Here is a 20239-nt window from a genome sequence, read left to right on the forward strand (position 1 = left end):
CGCTTGAGTTACTGCTGCGCTTCCTGCTTCTCACGCAGCGCGTCGACCGTGCGAACGGCCTTCGACAGCGGTGCGTTGAAGAGGTAGGCCGCACCGAACAGCGACTGCTTGAAGGCGCCGGCCAGCTTCGCCAGCAGCACCTCCCGGCTCTCGAGCTCGGCAAGCTGGTTGACCTCGGCTGCGGAGAGCGGGTTACCGTCGAAGTAACCGCCCTTGATCACGAGCAGAGGGTTTGCCTTGGCGAAGTCACGAAGACCCTTCGCGACAGCGACGGGGTCGCCGTGCACGAAGGCGATCGCGGACGGGCCGGTCAGTTCGTCGTCAAACGAGCTGATTCCGGCAGCGTTCGCCGCGATCTTGGTCAGTGTGTTCTTCACCACGGCGTATGTGGCGTGCTCACCGATACTGCGGCGCAGCTGCTTGAGCTGTGCGACGGTGAGACCGCGATACTCGGTGAGCAGTACGGCGTTCGAGTCACGGAACTGGCCCGTGAGCTCGGCGACCGATGCTTCCTTGTTCGCCATGGCACTCCTTATGTTTCGATGGATGTCGAGCAAAGGAGTGAAACAAGAAAAGCTCCGACGCAAGCGCACGGAGCTGTCGATTCCCTTTCGGGAGGATAACTTCACACACCTGCGCGGGACGATGCTTGACGCATTCCTTCGTTCGACGGCCCACTTTCGTGGACACGCCGAAGACCAGCGGTCTTTGGCTCCGTACAGCCTAAGTGATTCGCCGGGATGCGCGCAAACCGGCTACTGGTTGCTGAATGCGGCGTCGAACGACTGGGCGGGCGGCTCCCAGAGCAGCGAGCGGATGTACTGCACAGCCCGAGCTGCACCGTGCAGTCGTTCCATGCCGGCGTCCTCCCACTCGATCGAGATCGGCCCGGTGTAGCCGATCGACCGCAGGGCCCGGAAGGAGTCCTCCCATGGCACGTCGCCGTGCCCGGTCGAGACGAAGTCCCAGCCGCGTCGGGGGTCTCCCCACTGCAGGTGCGAGCCGAGCACTCCCGCGCGACCGTTGTGCGCACGCATCCGCGTGTCCTTGCAGTCGACGTGGTAGATGCGGTCCTTGAAGTCGACGATGAAGCCGACCGGGTCGATGTTCTGCCACATCATGTGGCTCGGGTCCCAGTTGAAGCCGAACGCCTCGCGGTGACCGATCGCCTCGAGAGCCCTGACGCTGGACCAGTAGTCGTAGGCGATCTCGCTCGGGTGCACCTCGTGCGCGAACCGCACGCCCTCCGAGTCGAAGACGTCGAGGATCGGGTTCCAGCGGTCGGCGAAGTCCTGGTAGCCGTCGTCGATGACCGAAGCCGGCACCGGCGGGAACATCGCAACGTACGGCCAAATGCGGGAGCCGGTGAAGCCGACCACGGTGTCGACCCCCAGCTTGCGGGCGACCCGAGCCGCGCGCTTCATGTCCTCTGCCGCCCGCTGGCGGACTCCCTCCGGGTCACCGTCGCCCCACGTGTAGTCACGAACAATCGCCTGGTGCCGGAAGTCGATCGGATCGTCGCACACCGCCTGGCCGGTGAGATGGTTGGAGATCGCGAACACCCGAAGGCCATGCCGCCCCAGAATCTCGATGCGCTCGTCGAGGTATCCGGGTTCTTCCTCGGCGAGCCTCAGGTCGAGGTGGTCGCCTGAGCACGCGATCTCGAGCCCGTCATAGCCCCACTGCGCTGCCAGCCGCGCGACCTCCTCGAAGGGCAGGTCCGCCCACTGGCCAGTGAATAGGGTGACCGGGTTCGTCGTCATTGTCTGGTCCTCTCATCCTGCAGTTGCCTGAGGTAGCGCAACGATCGCTCGGCAAGCTCGTCCTGACTGCGCGCGAGTGGCCGCCAGATCGAGGCGGCCGTCGCGATGGTCTCATTGTCGCCGGTGAAGCTCTCCAGGTTGAGCGGTCCGGCATAGCCCGCATCGTCGAGCGCGTCGAGGAACGACGGCCAGTCGATGTGGTCGTCGCCTACCGCTCCCCGATCGTTGCCGCTCACCTGCACGTGGGCGATGTGCCCGGATGCCGCCCGGACGGCATCCGTGATCCGCTTCTCTTCGATGTTGAGGTGGTAGCTGTCGAGCGCGAGTCCGAGGTGGTCGCCGAGCAAGGGGTCAAGCGCGTCGAGGCCCTGTTCGACGGTGTTGATCAGGCTCGTCTCGTACCGGTTCAGCGGTTCGATTCCGATCACAACGCCATGAGTCGCCGCGTGGTCGACGACCGGGCGAAGCGACTCGCGCAGCCGGTCGATCGTGCGCGCCCGCTCCGCGGGAGTCATCCGCCAGGTGCGGCCGGTTCGCGCGTAGAACGGGCCGGCGACGACACCGGCGCCGACGGCCGCCGCGATATCGATGCACTGCCGCAGATAGTCCTGCGTGTTCTCGATCACGCCGGGCGACTCGTCAACCAGATCGCGACCGCTGCCCATGGCCCCGACGACGAATGGCTCGAGACGGAGTCCGCCGAGCAGGTCGCGAGCGCGGCCCGGATCCCAGTCGCCGACCGATTCGACCGGCAGCTCGATGGCGTCGAAACCGAGCGAGGCTGCCACGGTTGCAATCCGCTCAAGCCGTTCGTCGTCGAGGGGCGAGACCCACACCCAGGTGTTGACGCCGAGAGACCGACGCATGTCGCCTCCGTTCACAGTCGGGCGGGCGGACCGGTGAACCAGCCACCGGCCCGCCCGCGCTTCAATCGATTACGGGATGATCCGCTCCTGCCACACGGTCGGGTAGCCAGGCAGGTCCTCCCCGCCGAACTTGGCGTAGTGCCCGTCCGGCATTCCCTCGTTCGCCTCGAGGAACTCGGCCCGATCGTCCTCAGTGATCGGGACCTGCGGCAGCACCCACTCCTTCGGGACTTCCTCACCCGCGAAGATCATCTGCACCGCGAGTAGTGGCGTACGCCACTGGAAGTTCGAGTAGACGGGCGCCAGACCGTTCAGGCCGGTCTCTTCCCACTTGCGCATGTAGCTCAGCTCGTCCTCCCCGGTCATCACCGGATAGTCGACTCCAGCGTCCTCGAACGCCTCGATCGCTGCGACAGCACCATCGCCGGCGTCCATCCAGACTCCTGCAACGTCACCGCGTGCGAGCTCATCCGAGACGATCTGCTTGATCTTCACCGGGTCAGCACCGGTGAAGTAGTCGACAGCCTCGATTCCGGCTTCATCGAACAGCTTCTCGGCGGCGGCCCAGCGCTGCTCTAGAACGTCGACTCCGGGGAGGATGCGCAAGGCGATCACCTTGTCGCCCTCCTCGAGGTTGTCGATGAGGAACTCAGCGGTGTCGATGCCCCACGCGAAGCCACCGATCGGGTGGATGAACGTCACGGCGCAATCGGTTTGCACGCCACGGTCGAAGACGACCACTGGCTTGCCTGTCTCGCACGCGCGCTCCACCGCCGGCGTCATCGCCGCTGTGCTGTTCGGTGAGATGACGAACGCGTCACAGTTGCCTTCCTCGATGAAGTAGTCGATGTCGGCGATCTGCGTGTCGTCGCTGTCCTGCGCATCACGCGTTTCCATCTCGCTTATCGCGCCGGACTCCTGCAGCACCTTGAGCTGTTCGTTCATGGTGATCCAGCCCGTCTGGCGCCACGGGTTGGAGATGGACGCGTTCGCGAAGCACACCTTCTTGGCGCCTTCACTCGCGTACTGGCTCGTGTCAACCATCTCGGCGTTGATGTGCTGCAGCCACGGCTCGCCCTCTGGACCCTCCGGGGTGACGGAGCGTTCGGCATCCTGCTTGTCGAACAGCGCCTGGTCGAACCATTCGACCGATTCCTCCGGCGCCTCACTGCCCTCGGGCGCCTCGACATTCGGGTCCGTTGTGCAGCCGGCCAGGGCGATGAGCGCCCCAGCTCCCACGGCGACGAGCGTTAGATTCTTACGTCGCATCACTACCTCCATTGGTTGTCCTCGCGCCGTTCGGCGTTCGGGTCTGCGGTGCAAGTGCCGCACGATCTTCACCGAGATCGGACGGCTCCCCCGGTTGCGGGGAAGTCTCTGGTGTGCGACCGCTGCGTATCGCACGGAACGTCACTGCCGAGTAGGCCACAGCCGCGATGATGATCACGCCCTGCACTGCGTCGCGCATTGTGGCCGGTACCTCCGCGAAGTTGAGCAGTATGAACAGCGCCTCCAACGCGAACGCGCCGGCAACGGCAGCGACCACCCAGCCGCGACCACCGCCAAGTGCCACACCGCCGAGCACCACCGCTGTGATTGCGGTGAACTCGTAGCCGTTTCCAACTGACGGGTGCACTCCCGCATAGCCGACGAGCAGCACGCCAGCGACCGTCGCGCTCAGGCTGGACAGGATGAACGCGCTCGTCTTCACCCACCACACCCGAGCACCCGAGTAGCGCGCGGTCGTCACGTTGTCCCCGACCGCGATCACCATGCGGCCGAATGGCCGACGGGCGAACCAGACCGCGGCCAGCGTCAGCACGATCAGGATCAGCACTGACCACGGGATGATCCCGACCACCGGCACATCCCGGATGCCGCCGCGCCCGACCTCCCGGAAACTGTCGGCCGGGTTGCCGGTCGCCGCGCCGCCGGTCCAGTAGAACACCGCGCCGAGCAGGGCAAGCATCATCCCGAGCGTCACGATGAACGACGGCACCCGGAGCAGCGTGGTGACGAGCCCGTTGACTAGACCGACCGCCGCCCCAAACGCCAGCATGAACAGCAGCACGGGAATGCTTCGCGAGTCATCCTGCCCGATCAGGTTGCCTGCGATGACGACCTGGGCGGTCACTACTGAACCCATCGATAGATCGAATTCGCCGGAGACGATCACGAAGTACTGGCCGATCGCCACTATCGCGACAGGCGCCACCCTTTGGATGAAGCGGATGAGCTGGCCGGGATCGCCGAATTTCGGGTTGAGCACCATGATCGCGATGAGCAGCAGCGCGAGCAGCAGGAAGACGGCGCCACGCGGGCTGATCAGAGTGAACCCGAGCCGCGCAAGGCGACGGCCGAAAGCCGGCCGCGTCGCAGTAGCATCCGTTGTGCTCATCGCGCGCTCCCCTCCATCGAGGTGTCGCGTGCGAGCGCCTCCTGGGTTGCCGCCCTCCCCGGGCTGAACCTCGCCTTGCGGCGCTCAGTCGCCCTGCCCGTGTAGAGAGCGACAGCTGCGACGATGACGATGCCACGCACGACGTCCTTCATGAATGGATTGACCTGCAGCACGCTCATCACGTTGTCAACGACGGCGAAGATTGCGACTCCTCCGAGAGTTCCCCAGACGGAGCCGCGTCCGCCGAGCAGCAGAGTGCCGCCGAGAACGACAGCGGCGATCGACAGGAGGTCGTAGCCGCCCTGGGAACCGACGGTTGGGCTGCCGACGCCGAGTCTGCTCGCCAGCAGCAATCCGGCGAGCGCGGCGGTCATCGAGCACAGCACATGGGCGATGACGAGCGGCTGCCAGACCCGAAGCCCGGACAGTCGCGCCACCGACTGGCTGCCGCCCACCGCGTACATGTGGTGGCCGGTTCGCGTCTTGCGCAGAAACGCAGCGGTCAGTGCGACGAGCGCAACCATGATGATGGTGGAGATCGGCACCGGTCCGACACCGGTCGCGCCGATGAATTGGAACTCCCGCGGCACGCTGCCGGCGGTTCCCTGGTATGTCGTCGCGAGGTAGCCGGAGACGATCAACCCCACGCCGAGGGTCGCGATGAATCCGTTGACCTTGAGTCCTGTGACGATCACGCCGTTCGCGAGTCCGATGAGGCCAGCGACCACGAGGGCAAGCAGCACACCCTGGGCGATCTTGCCTGGATCCCCCGCCATCGTCTCAGCGGCGATCAGACTGGCGAGGCTGACCACGTACGGCACCGAGAGGTCGAGCGAACCGCACAGGATGACCAGGGTCTGCCCGATCGCGACGAAACCGAGCACGCTCATCCCGGTCAGGATGTCCCGGATGTTGCCTGGGCTGAGGAAGTTGCGGCCAGCCATCGACACCAGGATGAAACCGACCACCATCACCGCAATGAGCACGAGCAGCACGATCACCGTGTTGTCGAGTCGTCGCCCACGCAGGAGTTTCATGCCGACACCTCGTGACCGGTGGCCGCGAGCAGTATGGCTTCCTCAGAGGAACCGGCTGGCAATTCAGCCGCCATCCGGCCGTCGTGCATGGTCAGGATGCGATCCGACATGCCGATGATCTCCGGCAGCTCGGAGGAGATCATGAGGATCGCCATGCCCGCAGCCGCACACTCCCGCATTAGCTGGTAGACCGCCACCTTGGCACCGACGTCGATCCCGCGAGTCGGTTCGTCGAAGATGACGACGCGCGGCTCGGTGACCAGCCATTTGCTGAGCACGACCTTCTGCTGGTTGCCGCCGGAGAGGAACTCCACCTGCTGGTCGAGTCCGCGAGCGCTGACCTCAAGAGACGAGAGCACGCCCGGGATGCGTTTCCGGGCTTCACCGGTTCGGCCGGCGAAGACGCCGCGGATGACCAGCAGCGCGTTGTCGAGCAGCGACTGGTTCAAGGCGAGACCGTGCGCCTTCCGGTCTTCGGTGACCAGTGCGAGTCCAGCTCGGACGCCGGCCCGCGGGCTCGTGATGGTCACCGGCCGTCCGTCCAGCTCCACCGATCCGCGCGTGAACGGAACCGCGCCGAACAGGGCCTCTGCCAACTCGGTGCGACCGCTTCCCTGCAGACCGGCGAGGCCCACGATCTCGCCCGCGCGAATGTCGAACGAGATGCCCTCGAGGTAGTCGTTGCCCGCATTGCGCACGGCAACCCGCACGTCGCCAGCCACGGTGCCCGGCACAGGATCCGGGAAGTAACTCGCGATCGAGCGTCCAACCATCCGGCGCACAAGCTCGCCCGGCGTGAGCTCGGCGGCCGGTCCAGTCGAAACGAGCGCACCATCCTTCAGTACGGTGATCGTCTCGCACAGTTCGAATACCTCGGCCAGCCGGTGGGAGACGTACAGCACGGCGACGCCGCGTGCGGCGAGCTTGCGGATGATGCCGTAGAGCAGCACCACCTCGTTGTCCGACAGCGCCGCGGTCGGCTCATCCATCGAAATCACGCGCGCGTCGAACGACAGCGCCTTGACGATCTCGACGATCTGCTGCTCCGCGACGCTCAGAGTACCGACGCGCGAGCCGGGGTCAATGAAGTCGATACCCAGCTCATCGAGCAGCTGGGACGTGCGGGCAGCCATCTCCTTGTTGTTCACGAACCCGCGCGTCCGCGGCTCCCGGCCGAGGAACACGTTCTCGGCGACACTGCGCTCGGCGAGAAGGTTGAACTCCTGGAACACCGTCGCGACGCCTGCGTGCATCGCCTGCAGCGGGTGGGTGAAGTCGACCGGTGCGCCGTCAAGGCGCAGTTCGCCGTCGTCCTTCGTATACACCCCGGCGATGATCTTCATGAGGGTCGACTTGCCCGCACCGTTCTCGCCCACGAGCCCATGGATGCGACCGGGGTAGAGCTCCAAGTCGATGCCGTGCAGCACGCGCACGCCGAAGAAGCTCTTGGTGATGCCCCTCGTGGTGAGGATGGGCTCAACCCCGTTCATCGACTCACCGCCTCAGCTGGAGTTCCGACGGAGGGCACTTCCACCCAATCGCCGGATGCAGCGGAAGCGAGCACAGCGTCAGTGATCCTGACCGCGCGAAGGCCGTCCGCGAACGTGGGGAGACCGTCGGCGACGTTGCCGCCGATCGCGTTATAGCTGTCCGCGATGAAGGCGTTGAACGCGTCCTGGTAGCCGAGCGGGTGTCCGGCCGGGAGGACGCTAAGCCGCGCGGCATCCGGGGACAGGTCGACCGCATCCCGAGCAAGCAGCTGGGAGCCGACCCGACGGCCGAGCCACAGTTCATCCGGATGCTCCTGGTCGAACCGCACCGATTCTGCTTCGCCGGCAAACTCGATCACCAAGTGGTTCTTGCGTCCCGGGGCAACCTGGGAGATCAGAAGTGTCCCGATCCCGCCGGTCACCGTTTCGAACACCACCGCCACGGCATCTTCGGTGGCGATGTCGCGGTTGGTCGACCGCTCGGAGAACACGGTGCGCTTGACGGCATTGAGCCTGCCGATGCGCTCGCTCGTGACGAACTCGACGAGGTCGACGAGATGGGACCCGATGTCAGCGAACGCTCGCGATGGACCGCCCAGGTCGGAGTTGACTCGCCAGTCATCGTCATCCGGGCGCACAAGCCAGTCCTGCAGGTAGGTGCCCTGCACGCTGAGGAGGGTGCCGGTGGCGCCGCTGCTCACGCGGGCTCGCGCTTCGCGTGCCATTGGGTGGAATCGATAGACGAAGGGAACGGTTGCGGTGACGCCTGCGTCGTCGGCCAGGCGGACCAGCTCCGCGGCCTCCCCGGCGCTCGTGGCGAGTGGCTTCTCACAGATGACGTGCTTTCCGGCAGCAAGCGCGGAACGGACGATGTGCGCGTGAGTCGTATTCGGAGTGCACACGTGCACAACGTCGATGGCGCCATCGGCGAGCAACTCGTCGACGCTGCCATAGCCGCGCTCGTATCCGAGTTCGTGTGCCGCTGAATTGGCGCGCTCGGCTGAGGACGATACGAGACCGACGAGCCGTGCGCCCGCGACGCGCGCTGCACGGCTGTGCACCGTGGCCATAAAGCCGCCTCCGACCATGCCGATACCAAGCTCGGACGGCCGCTGCGAGGACCTCGTCGTCATGCCCGCGATTCTGCCAGAGATTACGCATCTTTTGTCAAGCGGTCGGCAGAACTGACAGGAAGCCGTTACAACTTCTGTAGCGCAGACCTGCATAACGGTCTGTGCTTTACTTTCCACATGATCGACATCGCCCGAGACTCGGCGTTGGGGACATCCGGTGCGAGTGCCCTATTCCAGCTCCTCCGAGACGGACAGCCGCGGACTCGGGCGGAGCTCGCGACGCTCACCGGCCTGGCCCGCTCCACCATCGCGCTTCGTGTCGATTCGCTCATGCAGCTGGGGCTCATCCGGCCGGTCGGCGAAGCGATCTCGACGGGCGGCAGGCCATCGTCCCGGTTCGCTCTCAATCCCGGTGCTCGTGTGGTGCTCGGCGTCGACGTCGGAGCGTCGCACGCGAAGCTCGCCATCGCGGATCTCGCGGGAACGATCCTCGCCCAGCACGGAGAGCCCCTTCCCGTTGCCGATGGCCCGGAAGCGGTGCTGAGCTGGGTGGTGGATGCCGGACACGACCTGCTTGCCGGGCTCGGTCGGGACACCGCCGACTTGATCAGCATCGGCATAGGTCTGCCCGGCCCGGTCGAGTTCAAGACCGGACGCCCGATAAACCCACCGATCATGCCCGGCTGGGACAGATTCGACGTGCCCGGATGGGTGCAGCAGCACTGGCCCGTGCCGGTGCTCGTCGACAATGACGTGAACATCTCCGCGATCGGCGAACTAGCAACGGCGTGGCCGGATGTCGAGCACCTGATGTTCGTCAAGGTCGCCACCGGTATCGGTGCGGGTGTCGTCTCCGGGGGGCGGCTGCAGCGTGGCGCGCAGGGCATCGCTGGGGACATCGGGCACGTCCAGATCGCACGCGGCGCAGGGGTGCCGTGTCACTGCGGCAACCGTGGTTGCCTCGAGGCCATGGCATCCGGCCCAGCGATCGCACGGGGCCTGCGCGACGCGGGTATCGACGTGCAGACCGGTCGCGATGTCGTCGAGCTCGTGAAGCACGGCAACATCGACGCGGTCCAGGCGGTCCGGCAGGCGGGACGCGACATCGGGGAGGTGTTGACCGCGTGTGTCAGCCTGATCAACCCGTCGATCATCGCCATCGGCGGCGCCATGGCGCAGGCGGGCGAGCACCTGATCGCCGGTGTCCGCGAGGTGGTGTACGCGCGCTCGATGCCCTTGGCGACCGAGCATCTTGGCATTGTGCAATCACGCGCGGGCGAGGATGCCGCGGTGCTCGGGGCGAGCATGCTCGCGATTCACCATGCGCTGTCGCCCGCGAGCATCGACGCTATGGCCTGACACCACGCCGTGCCGCCGGCGCGGACCGACGGCCGCAAGGCGGCAGAATGGCTAGGTGAGTCTCCAGCCCGTCCTCAGCCTCTTCGAGGAGCCTCGGGCGGACCACACGTCCCGCATCCTGGCCAGCTCGACGGACAGGGTCGCCTGGCTTCGGGCGCGCAGCGTCGGGGTGACCGGAACGGATGTCGCCAAGCTGTCGAGTACGCGCGCCGTCGCATCAGTCGCCCGCGACAAACTGCTCGGCTCACGGTTCACAGGCAACGCGTTCACCGACCACGGCCGCGCGCGCGAGCCGGAGATCGCACGCTGGGTGCGCTCGGTGTACGGCATCGACCCGAGCGCGAACCTGTTCCACGCCGACGGGAACCGCCGGCACCTGGCGACGCCGGACGGCATCCGGGTGCGCGATGGACGTGTGGAGCTCTCCGAGATCAAGACGACCGCGCGAGCCTGGCGGAGCATCCCGCGCAGCTACCTGCGGCAGGTCTTCTGGCAGCAGTACGTCCTAGGTGCCGAGCGCACGCTGGTTGTCTGGGAGCAGCACCGGGACTTCGTGCCCATCGACGCCGAGCCTCGCTGCCAATGGGTCGACCGGGACGACAACGAGATCCACGTGCTCGTCGGGCTCGCCGACCGGTTGCTGGAGCTGATGCGCGGCTAGCGTCGTGCGCGCGACCATGGCGCCGAAGGTCGCAAGCCAGAGGATCGCGATCGTGGTGGCGACCAGCTCGAGGACGCTGCCGACATCGGTGCCGAAGCGCAGCAGCGACAGGATGCCGCCGGTTGCGGCGATGACGGCCACCGCGATGCCGCTGACGAGCGAGAACCGCGCGATGGCCTTCTGGCCGACCGCGAAGCTCGCCTGCAGCATCGCCCAGCAGGCCGCCGCGAAAGCGAGCACGGCGGCGAGCGTGTGGGTGAAGTCCTGCACCGTGAAGGTCGGGCCGACTGGCAGCGGGCACCCGCTCGTGCAGGTGACCTGCGACGCGACCAGGAAGAATCCGCACGCAATCAGCAGGGAGATGGTGGGCGTCCAGGCGCGCAGGATCCGCGGCGACGACCGGATGCGGCGGGCCGCCCAGGCTATGACCGTACCGCCGGCGACGAGCAGCAGGAGGGCGGCTTCGAACCAGCCGGCGGTGGGCTCGCCCTCCGCGCCGAGCCCGCTCACGTAGACGACCCGGTCGACGGTGAGACGCGCCGCCCAGATGATGACGAGGGCCGTAACCACCGCGATGCAGGCGACTCCGACCAGCACGGTCGCGATCAACGGTCGGGTCGGCTGCACCGCACCATCGTAACGACGGCGGGTACCGTGGAGAAATGACCGAGATGCGCGCGATGGTGATCGAACAGACCGGCGGGCCGGAGGCGCTGCGTGTTGCAGCGATCCCGCGCCCGAAGCAGGCGATCGGCGAGCTGATCGTGAAGGTGACCGCCGCCGGGGTGAACCCGATCGATGCAAAGACCAGGGCTGGCCGCGGAGCGGCCGGGCTGATCGAGGCGTGGCCCGTGGTGCTGGGTGTTGACGTCGCCGGGGTCGTGGAGACGCCCGCGTACGACACGCATCCGCTGCAGCCCGGCGACGAGGTGTTCGGAATCATCACCGTGCCGCGGGCCAGCGGGTCCTACGCCGAGTATGTCGCGGTGCCGTCGACCGCGGTCGCTCGGAAGCCGCAGACTCTCAGCCTGACGCACGCCGCCGCGCTGCCGTGTGCGGCGCTGACCGCGTGGGGCGCTGTCGTCGACGTCGGCAAGGTGAAGCGCGGCGACAGGGTGCTCATCCACGCTGGCGCCGGAGGGGTCGGGCATCTGGCCGTGCAGCTCGCGCATCACGCCGGCGCACACGTTATCACCACGGCTTCGCAGCGGAATGCCGATTGGTTGATGGAGCTGGGGGCCGACCAGGTCATCGATTACGCGAGCACCCGCTTCGAGGAGGAGACGCACGGCATCGACGTCGTGATCGACCTCATCGGCAATGTGAAGGACGACACCGGTTCGCGTTCACTGTCAGTTCTGCGGCCGGGCGGGCTGATCATCAACGTGCCAACCGCGAGCTGGCCGACCTACCGGGACGAGGCTGAAGCGCTCGGGATGCGCGCGTCGAACCTGCGCGCCATCCCGGATGGGTCGACGCTGGACGCGATCGCCGCGATGATCGACGCCGGTGACCTGCGGGTGCACATCGACCGGGAGTTCCCGCTCGAGGAGGCGGCCGACGCGCACCGCGCGATCGAGTCGGGGCACACGCGCGGCAAGATCGTGCTGACCGTCTGACCTCCCCCCAAGCAGCGCTTTGTGCCAAAGGCAAGGGAACGTTCGCTTGCTTGTGGCACAAACCTCTGCGGTCAGAGGGTGAGGGCGCGCACGAAGTCGTGCTCGACCGCGTCGCCGACGCGGAACCGCTTGGTGCCGACGACCACGAAGCCGCTCTTGTCGTAGAACCGGTTCGCGCGCGCGTTCTGCTGGTTCACGCCGAGCCAGACCGTGCGCGCCCCGCGCGCCCGAGCGGCATCAACGGAGGCGGCCATCAGGGTCGGCGCCGTCCCTGTACCGTGCGCCGAAGGCAGCGTGTAGCACTTGCTCAGTTCGACCGTCGGCCGCTCGGTGACTGCCGAGGCGACATCCGGATCCTGCGGCTCACCGGCGACGAGCATGGTGTAGCCGGCCGGCTGCCCGCCCACCTCCGCGATGAGCAGGTCGCGCTGTGGGTCGGCGAGGTACTCGCGGAACCGCGCGGCGGAGAGGTGTTCGGCAATGAACACGTCGATGTTCGCCTGCGTCATGCCGGGAGGGCAGGCGAGAGCGAACGTTGCCGCGGCGAGCTCGTGCAGCACCTGCGCGTCGGCGTCCGTGGCCCGGCGCACCCGTGCTCCGGAAAATGCAGGAGATTCGGCCCGATTCATGGTGTTTTCAAGCATATGGGCGCCACACGGCACCCCATCTCCTGCATTTTCAGACGGGCACGAGCGTTGGAACCGTCTCGTCGGGCGCGCGGTCAGCGGTTGTCACTGCGACGCGGTCAGGTGTTGATGCCGGTGCGGGCGCGGATGCCCGGAAGCGCACGAACCAGGCCAGCATGAGTACGGATGCGGTCACGTAGAAGCCGTGGAGGAGCCAGATCGGCCCGAGCGGGAGGCTGAACACGTACACCGAGTGCACCAGGTTGGCGACGTTCGTCATCGCGAGGTACGAGAAACTGTAAGAGCTGAGGTCCTTGGTGCGCACCGCCTTGACGAGCATCGGCAGCATGCTCGTCGCAAAGAGCAGTGTCGAGACGCTGCCGGCGATCAGTGGAAGGTTCATGCGCTCAACGCTAGGAACCTACCGGCCGCGCACCAATCGGCCCTTTGACCCATTTCGCCTGAGCCGACAAATGGGTCATTTTATGCAGGCGGCCGGTCGGCTCCGACGAGCTGGTGTTCATACGCGTACGCCGTCGCGGCGGAGCGAGTCGACAGCCCCAGTTTGGCGAAGATATTGCTGAGGTGACGCGCCACGGTCTTCTCGCTCAGGTACAGCTGTGCGGCGATCGCCTTGTTCGTCATCCCCTCCGAGACGAGCCGGAGCACGTCGACCTCGCGCGCCGTGAGCGAGCCGTCCGCTCCGTGCGTTGGCTGGTCCGCCGCCTTCAGATCCGCCAGCGCCTGCACCGCCCCGAGCTCGGCCAGGATGTCCCGCGCGGCCTCGAGGTGCATGGCCGCGGTGTCTTCGTCACCGACCGCCCGGAATGCCCGCGCCACCAGCATCCGGCAGCGTGCCTCGTCGTACGGTGCGTCGAGGTCCAACCAGAGCCGCAAAGCCGCCCTCAGCCGTGCCAACGACTGTGGGCCTTCGCCCTCGGCCAGCAGCACCGCCCCGTCAACGGTGTGTGCGGTCGCCACCAGAAACGGAAGCGGATGCGCCTCGGCCACGCCCACCAGTTCATCCGCGGCGAGCCGCGCTCCGGCGAGGTCACCCACGGCCAGCGCGATCTCGGCTATCGCCGGCAGCAGGCCGCGGCGGATGCCCGGGTCCGCCAGGTCGGCGCACCGCCCGATCAGCTCGCGCGCGTTGGCCGCCCTGCCCTGGGCTAGGCGCAATAGGGCAAGACCCGGCTGCGGGTCGGTGCCGAACCGCGCCGCGCGCACGAACGACTCCTCAGCGTCGATCAGTTCGCCGCGCAACCGCAGGATCTCACCGCACTCGTAGTAGGCGTCGAATCCCGCCATCCGGTCACCGCGCAAGTAGAGGTCCTCGGCCAGGTGGGCGGCGGCAAGGGCCTCATCCCAGGCTCCGTGCAAACGGAACAACGTCGCCCGGTGCGCGTGGCACTCCCCACTGAACACCACCGCATCCGGCTGGCTGGAACACCAGTGATCGAGGGCGGCGGTCCAGGTCCGCGCCCGCTGCACGTCGAACGCCAAATGGCAGGTGTAGACGACCGCGCAGTAGACGAGGCCGGATGCGATCGGAGACACCTCACCGGTCGTCACCGCGACAAGCGCCTCATCAAGCATGGTGAGGCCTCGCCCGGTGTCACCGGTCGCGACGAGAGCCTGACCCTGACCGAGCCGACCGAGCGCGGAGAGGTCCGTATCGCCGTAGTCGTCGCCGAGTTGCGCAGCCAGCGCGAACGGCCGGGCGGCATCCTCGACGCGCCCGCCGTACAGCCCGCCGAGACCCTCCGCCAGGTGCGAGAACCCGCGCAGTTCGGGTTGGTCGGGGTGCTGCTCGGCGATTCGGTCGCCTCGCGCGAGCCAGCCGGCCGCCCGCGCGAGTTCGCCGGTGGCCATCAGCTGCAGGCCGATCCAGCCTGCAGTGCGTACCGCCTTGCGCACGTCACCGTCGGCGGCGAACCGTTGGTGGGCGACGGTGAGCAGGTCCATGCCGTCCTCGAACTCGCCGACCATCAGCACAGAGGTCGCGAGGCGGACGAAATCCTCCGGCTCGAGGTCACCGGCCTCGCGGGCCCCCTCGTACGCGGATCGCGCGTCAGCCCACCGGCGCTGCGCATACGCGGCTCGGCCATTCACCAGGTCGGTCGACGGTGTCATGGGCGTGGGGCGGGACTGTCCCGTCGTTATGCGTCAGGCTACGCCCGCCCGGCTGAAAATGCAGGAGAAGCAGCACGAATACGGGCATCCTGACGCAGAACCGCGCGAAAACGGCCCGATCTCCTTCACTTGTCGAGTGCGGGCGGATACGCGAAAGGCCCGCTCCACGAGGGAACGGGCCTTTCGATGCTGATGGCGTCTAGATGGACGCGGTGTCCAGCGGGATGCCGGGGCCGAAGGTGGTGGCCACGGTGCCCTTGAGCACGTAGCGTCCCTTCGAGGAAGCCGGCTTCGCGCGCATGATCTCGTCCAGCGCAGCCTTCGCGTTCTCCGCGAGCTGGTCCGCGCCGAAGGACGCCTTGCCGACCACGAAGTGCACGTTGGCGTGCTTGTCGACGCGGAACTCGATCTTTCCGCCCTTGATGTCCGAAACGGCCTTCGCCGGGTCGGGGGTCACGGTTCCGGTCTTCGGGTTCGGCATGAGGCCACGGGGACCGAGCACCTTACCGAGGCGTCCGACCTGCCCCATGAGCTCTGGGGTGGAGACGGCCGCGTCGAAATCGGTGTAGCCGCCGGCAACCTTCTCGATGAGCTCGGCGCCGCCGACCTCGTCAGCGCCCGCCTCGCGAGCAGCCTCCGCCGCCGGGCCGGTCGCGAATACGATGACGCGCGCGGTCTTACCGGTGCCGTGCGGCAGGATGACGGTGCCGCGCACCATCTGGTCGGCCTTCCGCGGGTCGACGCCGAGCTTCAGCGCGACCTCGACGGTCGAGTCGAACTTGCCCGAACCGGTCTCCTTCGCAAGGGCGACAGCCTCCGCGGGGGTGTAGTACTTGCCCGGCTCGATCTTCTCGACCGCGGCGCGGTACGCCTTGGACTTCTGTGCCATTTCAGTTCTCCTGTGATGAGTTCGCGGTGTCGTGAGCCTGGCTGGCTCTCCCGCTTCGGTGACGGTGAGTCACCGGATGAATGTGGGAAGGATGCCTGGAATTCAGGCGTCGACAGTGATGCCCATGCTGCGGGCGGTGCCGGCGATAATCTTCTCTGCGGCCTCGACGTCGTTGGCGTTGAGGTCGGCCAGCTTCGTCTCGGCGATCTGGCGCAGCGCGTCCTTCGACAGCTTGCCCACCTTGGCGGTGTGCGGGGTCGCGGAGCCCTTGCCGACGCCCGCGGCCTTCTTGATGAGCTCACTGGCCGGCGGGGTCTTGAGGATGAACGTGAACGAACGGTCCTCGTAGACGGTGATCTCCACCGGGATGACGTTGCCGCGCTGCGACTCGGTCGCGGCGTTGTACGCCTTGCAGAACTCCATGATGTTGACGCCGTGCTGACCCAGCGCCGGACCGATCGGCGGTGCGGGGTTGGCGGCGCCGGCCTGGATCTGAAGCTTGATCAGACCCGTAACCTTCTTCTTCGGTGCCATTTCCTTTTCCTTCTTTCGTGCATCCGGTCACGGACGCGCTTCCACGAACCAGGCAACTCCTGGCAGTGGTCGTTGGGGGAACCTGTAGATCTTACAGGAACTAGAGCTTGGTGACCTGGTCGAAGCTGAGCTCGACCGGGGTCTCGCGCTCGAACAGCGAGACGAGAACCGTGAGCTTGCCGCTCTCCGGCTTGATCTCGCTGATCGAACCGGGAAGACCCGCGAACGAGCCCTCCTTGATGGTGATGGTCTCGCCGATCTCGAAGTCGACTTCCTGCGCGATCGCCCGCGCGGCGACCTTCGCGCCCTTGCCCCCGCCGGTCTTGACCGGTGCCTCGGCGACCTGCACGAGGCTCTGCAGCATCGAGAAGGCCTCTTCGAAGCGCAGCGGGGTCGGGTTGTGCGAGTTGCCGACGAAGCCGGTGACGCCGGGCGTGTGCCGCACGACGGACCAGCTGTCCTCGTTCAGTTCCATGCGGACAAGCACGTAGCCTGGGATGCGCACCCGGTTCACGAGCTTGCGCTGGCCGTTCTTAATCTCGACGACGTTCTCCATCGGAACCTGGACTTCGTAGACGTAGTCCTCCATGGCCATGGAGATGCGGCGGTTCTCAATGTTCTGCTTGACGCGCTTCTCGAATCCCGCGTAGCTGTGGATGACGTACCAGCGGCCGGGCTTCGACTTCAGCTCGTCGCGGAAGGCCGCGTACGGGTCCTCTTCCTCGGGCTCCTGCTCCTCGGCCTCGTCCTCGACCGCCTCGGCGGCGGCGTCTGCCTCCGGCGCGGAGTCGACGTCGAGCGCGTCGTCGACAACCTCGTCGGCGGCAGGGTCGGTCGCGGTCTCGACCGCGTCGAGCGCCTCGTTCAGGTCAGTCGACTCATCGACAACGTGCACCGCATCGGTCAGGGCCGCCTCGCTGGACTCCTCGACTTCCTCGATGATGTCGAAGTCGCCCTCCTGCACCTCCTGAACTTCGGAGGACTGCTCCACAGCAGGCGTCAGGTCGACGTCTTCGAACTCTCTGTCAGCCACTTACTTCTCATTCCATTTCGTAGAGCCGGCGCATGGCCGATCAAGCTTGCTTGGGCGGTGGGTCTAGTTGACCGGCCCATTGCCGAACACGTATGCGACGCCCAGACCGAACACGAAGTCCAGACCCGCGACGAGCGCCATCACGATCACGACGAACACGAGCACGACGCCCGTGTAGGTGAACAGCTCCTTGCGAGTCGGCGTGACGACCTTGCTGAGCTCGTTCATCACCTGGCGCAGGAACAGTGCGATGCGCGCGAACGGACCGCGCCGCCTGGCGCGCTCGCTCTTGGCGTTGGCGACGAGGTCCTCGCTGGGGACGTCGACATCTTTCTTCGCCACTGTCACTACCTTCCGGGCTTTATCCGGATGCCATGCATCCGTTCATTTCCCCGACCCGCGCACGCACGGGACGGATTGCAGGGCGGACAGGACTCGAACCTGCAACCTGCGGTTTTGGAGACCGCTGCTCTACCAATTGAGCCACCGCCCTTAGCAGTGCGAAACGCCATAGCTTCGCACCGTCACACATAGGAGAGTCGGCCAGAAATTGGCATGCGAAATCATGGCAGATAACAACTACCGCGAGTCAGTCTAGGTGACGCCGCGCCGCACTGTAAAGCCGGACGCCGCCCGCGGGCACGCACCATCATGCTCCACCGTTCGAGGGTTTTCCTCCGAGTTCGCTGTGCGCGGCGTCATATTCCCGGGGTCACCGACTCTCCCCTTGTAACGGGCCACGGTCCGCGTACGACAACTCGATGGGGAGGCCAGAAGTGCTGCGCAAACAGAAACGGCACCGAGAGGGCACAGCGGAGCCGATCAGGCGACCGGCCGCGATAGTCGCGGTGGTGTCGCTCGTCGGAGCGTTCGCGCTAGCTGGACCCAGCGCTGCGAGCGGCGGCGCTGGCTACTCGACCTACGCGAGCGGGCAGTTCCTGTCCGGCTCGATGGCCGGCATGGATCTCGCCGGCATCGTTGAACTGGAACCGGCCGAGGCGCGCAACGACGGCTCGGTGCCAACGTCGGAGAAGGTCGACCCGCTCGCGGTCGGCGTGCTCGGGGGAGAGCCGGTCGACGCATCCGGTGTCGGTGACGCCGTTCCGGATGAGGCGCTCGGCGCCTCTATCGACGGCGGCGCGATCGGCCAGTACGCCCGCGCCGAGAGCACCGGAGCAGCGCTCGGCGCCAGCGGAACCATCAGCGACGGCGGCGCGATCGGCCCGGACGCCTCCCCCGGTTACAACCCGCTCTCGATCTCGTTCGACACCCTGCTGGACCAAGAGGTGGCCGACGTCGTGGTGGGACTGCGGCTCGAGTTGGCGGCGATCGCGGCGCAGGCCTCGGGCGCTCCGGATGCGGTATCCGGCGACTACTACATCGACGGATTGACTCTCAGGTTCACGAGTCCGGCGCTCGCGGGCGTGGCCACCGCTGTCGGCGAAGCGATTGACCAGGTCGAGTTGCGGGTCGACGCGCTGGCGGGGCCGGATGGTGCGCTTGCCCCGGCCGTGCGCGACTCGCTGCTCGGGATAGATCCCGCACTCGGTGCGCTCGGGACCGGCGCGAACGTGTCGATCGCCCTCGCGGTCGACCTCGACGCGGCAATCGCCGACCTGCTCGGCGCCAGCTACGGCGGCGACGGCGTGAGCTTCGACCTCAGCACGGGCGAGGTCGCCATCGATCTCGAGGCCCTCGCCGGCGGTGACCTCAACAACCGCCCGGTCGGCTACCAGGTGTTGCAGGCCGCAACAGTGAACAGCATCGTCGGCACGATCATGGGCAACGTGGAGACGCTCGCCGACCAGTTGCTGGAGCGCGTCGAACTGGCGCTGCACCACGCACGCCTGGACATCGACGCGGACGTGTCGGTGCTCACACCGCAGGCGCCGATTTCCGGTGAGGTGTGTCGTCTCGTGCGGGTGCCCGATGCCCCGGACGGTCTGGTCGGCGGCATCCTGAACGGTCTCGGGCTCGGCCATGGCGCCGCCGCGAGCGGGCTGGCCGACCAGCCGGTCTGCTCCGATCGCATCCGGGCACTCCCGTCGCTCGAGACCGCGGCATCGGTGGACTTCCACGGCACGCTCGGCCAGTTGCTGACCGGGGAAGCGCCGCTCACCGTGCGCGCGCTCGTGCTCGGGGTGCCGGTGAACGTGAGCACCGGCGAGGTGCTCGACCGACTGATCGCTGGCACCAACGACTCGCTATTCGACACTGATGGGGCGCTCGACCTGCTCGAGGGGCTGCTGCAAAGCAACGTCGTCTCGCCGGTGCACGAGGGGATGCTGGGCACGAACGGCGTGCGGACCGTGCTGAATGAGCTGCTGTCGATCCGCATCAACCTGCAGGAGACGCGCGTCGGCGGTGGCGCTCTCGCGGTACCCGGGGACACGCTCTTCACGCAGACCGCGATGCGGGTCGGGGTTGCCAGCGACGTTGCCGATGGGGGGCTGACGACGCTCAACCTGGCCGCGGCATCCGTCGCACCGAGCGTGACCCCGGGCGCACCTGGTGGTCCGGGCGCCCCAGGTGCTCCGGGTGACCCCGGCGGGCCGGGCAGCGATGCCGACTCCGGTGTTGCTGCGGATGGCACGGGAGGGCTGCTCGACGGACGCTTCGGCCCGCTGGCCGCGACCGGGGTGAGCATCGGCGCGCTGTTGCTGCTGCTCGGCGCGCTCGTCACCGCGGGTGTGTGGCTGGTCCGCCGCGGTCGCGGACAGTCGGGAGCGCCCATGGCCTAGTCGTGCGGGTGCGGGCC

At 67.0% G+C, this 20239-nt stretch carries 19 protein-coding genes, 1 tRNA gene and 1 pseudogene; 4 read left to right on the top strand and 17 right to left on the bottom strand.

The genetic code is table 11. The features are described 5' to 3' along the window. Positions 1-8 precede the first annotated feature (8 nt). The 8 genes from rplJ to HGK58_RS01305 all read right to left on the bottom strand — a co-directional run bounded on the left by rplJ (position 9) and on the right by HGK58_RS01305 (position 8687). A complete protein-coding gene (gene rplJ / locus HGK58_RS01270; RefSeq protein WP_168625750.1) occupies positions 9-524 on the bottom strand; it encodes a 50S ribosomal protein L10 in 516 nt (171 codons plus the stop codon). Between the two features lie 231 nt (positions 525-755). Continuing rightward, entirely contained in the window at positions 756-1763 is a 1008-nt protein-coding gene (locus HGK58_RS01275) for a sugar phosphate isomerase/epimerase (RefSeq protein WP_168625751.1), read from the bottom strand. After that, positions 1760-2629, bottom strand: coding sequence for a sugar phosphate isomerase/epimerase family protein (locus tag HGK58_RS01280; RefSeq protein ID WP_168625752.1), 870 nt, complete (start codon positions 2627-2629; stop codon positions 1760-1762). Before HGK58_RS01280 ends, HGK58_RS01275 begins: the two co-directional genes overlap by 4 nt. A gap of 69 nt (positions 2630-2698) precedes the next feature. Then, positions 2699-3898 (bottom strand): substrate-binding domain-containing protein, encoded by a 1200-nt coding sequence (locus tag HGK58_RS01285; RefSeq protein ID WP_168625753.1) that lies wholly within the window; start codon positions 3896-3898, stop codon positions 2699-2701. After that, the gene (locus HGK58_RS01290; RefSeq protein ID WP_168625754.1) at positions 3888-5027 is read right to left on the bottom strand and encodes an ABC transporter permease; all 1140 of its coding nucleotides are present in this window, start codon (positions 5025-5027) and stop codon (positions 3888-3890) included. Before HGK58_RS01290 ends, HGK58_RS01285 begins: the two co-directional genes overlap by 11 nt. Next, positions 5024-6064, bottom strand: coding sequence for an ABC transporter permease (locus HGK58_RS01295; RefSeq protein WP_168625755.1), 1041 nt, complete (start codon positions 6062-6064; stop codon positions 5024-5026). The genes HGK58_RS01290 and HGK58_RS01295 overlap by 4 nt, the downstream gene beginning before the upstream one ends. Continuing rightward, positions 6061-7554, bottom strand: coding sequence for a sugar ABC transporter ATP-binding protein (locus tag HGK58_RS01300; protein ID WP_168625756.1), 1494 nt, complete (start codon positions 7552-7554; stop codon positions 6061-6063). The genes HGK58_RS01295 and HGK58_RS01300 overlap by 4 nt, the downstream gene beginning before the upstream one ends. Further along, the gene (locus HGK58_RS01305; RefSeq protein ID WP_227411707.1) at positions 7551-8687 is read right to left on the bottom strand and encodes a Gfo/Idh/MocA family oxidoreductase; all 1137 of its coding nucleotides are present in this window, start codon (positions 8685-8687) and stop codon (positions 7551-7553) included. Before HGK58_RS01305 ends, HGK58_RS01300 begins: the two co-directional genes overlap by 4 nt. A gap of 117 nt (positions 8688-8804) precedes the next feature. Here HGK58_RS01305 and HGK58_RS01310 point away from each other — a divergent pair, with 117 nt between their 5' ends. After that, entirely contained in the window at positions 8805-9986 is a 1182-nt protein-coding gene (locus HGK58_RS01310; RefSeq protein WP_168625757.1) for an ROK family protein, read from the top strand. 55 nt (positions 9987-10041) lie between these two features. After that, positions 10042-10647 (top strand): YqaJ viral recombinase family protein, encoded by a 606-nt coding sequence (locus HGK58_RS01315; RefSeq protein WP_168625758.1) that lies wholly within the window; start codon positions 10042-10044, stop codon positions 10645-10647. A gap of 30 nt (positions 10648-10677) precedes the next feature. Here HGK58_RS01315 and HGK58_RS13660 read toward each other — a convergent pair. Further along, a pseudogene (locus tag HGK58_RS13660) lies at positions 10678-11274 on the bottom strand (DUF998 domain-containing protein); the annotation flags it as partial. A 35-nt stretch (positions 11275-11309) separates the two neighbouring features. Here HGK58_RS13660 and HGK58_RS01320 point away from each other — a divergent pair. Next, entirely contained in the window at positions 11310-12266 is a 957-nt protein-coding gene (locus tag HGK58_RS01320; protein WP_227411708.1) for an NADP-dependent oxidoreductase, read from the top strand. A gap of 71 nt (positions 12267-12337) precedes the next feature. Here HGK58_RS01320 and HGK58_RS01325 read toward each other — a convergent pair whose 3' ends face one another. The 8 genes from HGK58_RS01325 to HGK58_RS01360 all read right to left on the bottom strand — a co-directional run bounded on the left by HGK58_RS01325 (position 12338) and on the right by HGK58_RS01360 (position 17974). Further along, complete coding sequence (locus HGK58_RS01325) at positions 12338-12856, bottom strand: GNAT family N-acetyltransferase (RefSeq protein ID WP_349236092.1); 519 nt, start codon at positions 12854-12856, stop codon at positions 12338-12340. Positions 12857-12944: 88 nt separating this feature from the next. After that, positions 12945-13295 carry a hypothetical protein gene (locus HGK58_RS01330; RefSeq protein WP_168625760.1) on the bottom strand — a complete coding sequence of 117 codons (351 nt, stop codon included), beginning with the start codon at positions 13293-13295 and terminating at the stop codon, positions 12945-12947. 80 nt (positions 13296-13375) lie between these two features. Then, the gene (locus tag HGK58_RS01335) at positions 13376-15025 is read right to left on the bottom strand and encodes a response regulator transcription factor (RefSeq protein ID WP_168625761.1); all 1650 of its coding nucleotides are present in this window, start codon (positions 15023-15025) and stop codon (positions 13376-13378) included. Between the two features lie 199 nt (positions 15026-15224). Then, positions 15225-15914, bottom strand: coding sequence for a 50S ribosomal protein L1 (gene rplA / locus HGK58_RS01340; RefSeq protein ID WP_168625762.1), 690 nt, complete (start codon positions 15912-15914; stop codon positions 15225-15227). A 102-nt stretch (positions 15915-16016) separates the two neighbouring features. Continuing rightward, positions 16017-16448: a 50S ribosomal protein L11 gene (gene rplK / locus HGK58_RS01345; RefSeq protein WP_168625763.1), complete on the bottom strand. Its 432-nt coding sequence runs from the start codon at positions 16446-16448 to the stop codon at positions 16017-16019. 100 nt (positions 16449-16548) lie between these two features. Further along, a complete protein-coding gene (gene nusG, locus HGK58_RS01350) occupies positions 16549-17481 on the bottom strand; it encodes a transcription termination/antitermination protein NusG (RefSeq protein WP_168625764.1) in 933 nt (310 codons plus the stop codon). 63 nt (positions 17482-17544) lie between these two features. After that, on the bottom strand, positions 17545-17823 hold the full coding sequence (gene secE / locus HGK58_RS01355; RefSeq protein ID WP_168625765.1) for a preprotein translocase subunit SecE: 279 nt from the start codon (positions 17821-17823) through the stop codon (positions 17545-17547). 78 nt (positions 17824-17901) lie between these two features. Continuing rightward, positions 17902-17974 (bottom strand) — tRNA-Trp (locus tag HGK58_RS01360). 283 nt (positions 17975-18257) lie between these two features. Between HGK58_RS01360 and HGK58_RS01365 the strand changes: the two genes are divergently transcribed. Continuing rightward, positions 18258-20222: a choice-of-anchor G family protein gene (locus HGK58_RS01365; RefSeq protein WP_168625766.1), complete on the top strand. Its 1965-nt coding sequence runs from the start codon at positions 18258-18260 to the stop codon at positions 20220-20222. Positions 20223-20239: the final 17 nt, after the last annotated feature.

Source organism: Cryobacterium sp. BB307 (assembly GCF_012274275.1).
Classification (GTDB): domain Bacteria; phylum Actinomycetota; class Actinomycetes; order Actinomycetales; family Microbacteriaceae; genus Terrimesophilobacter.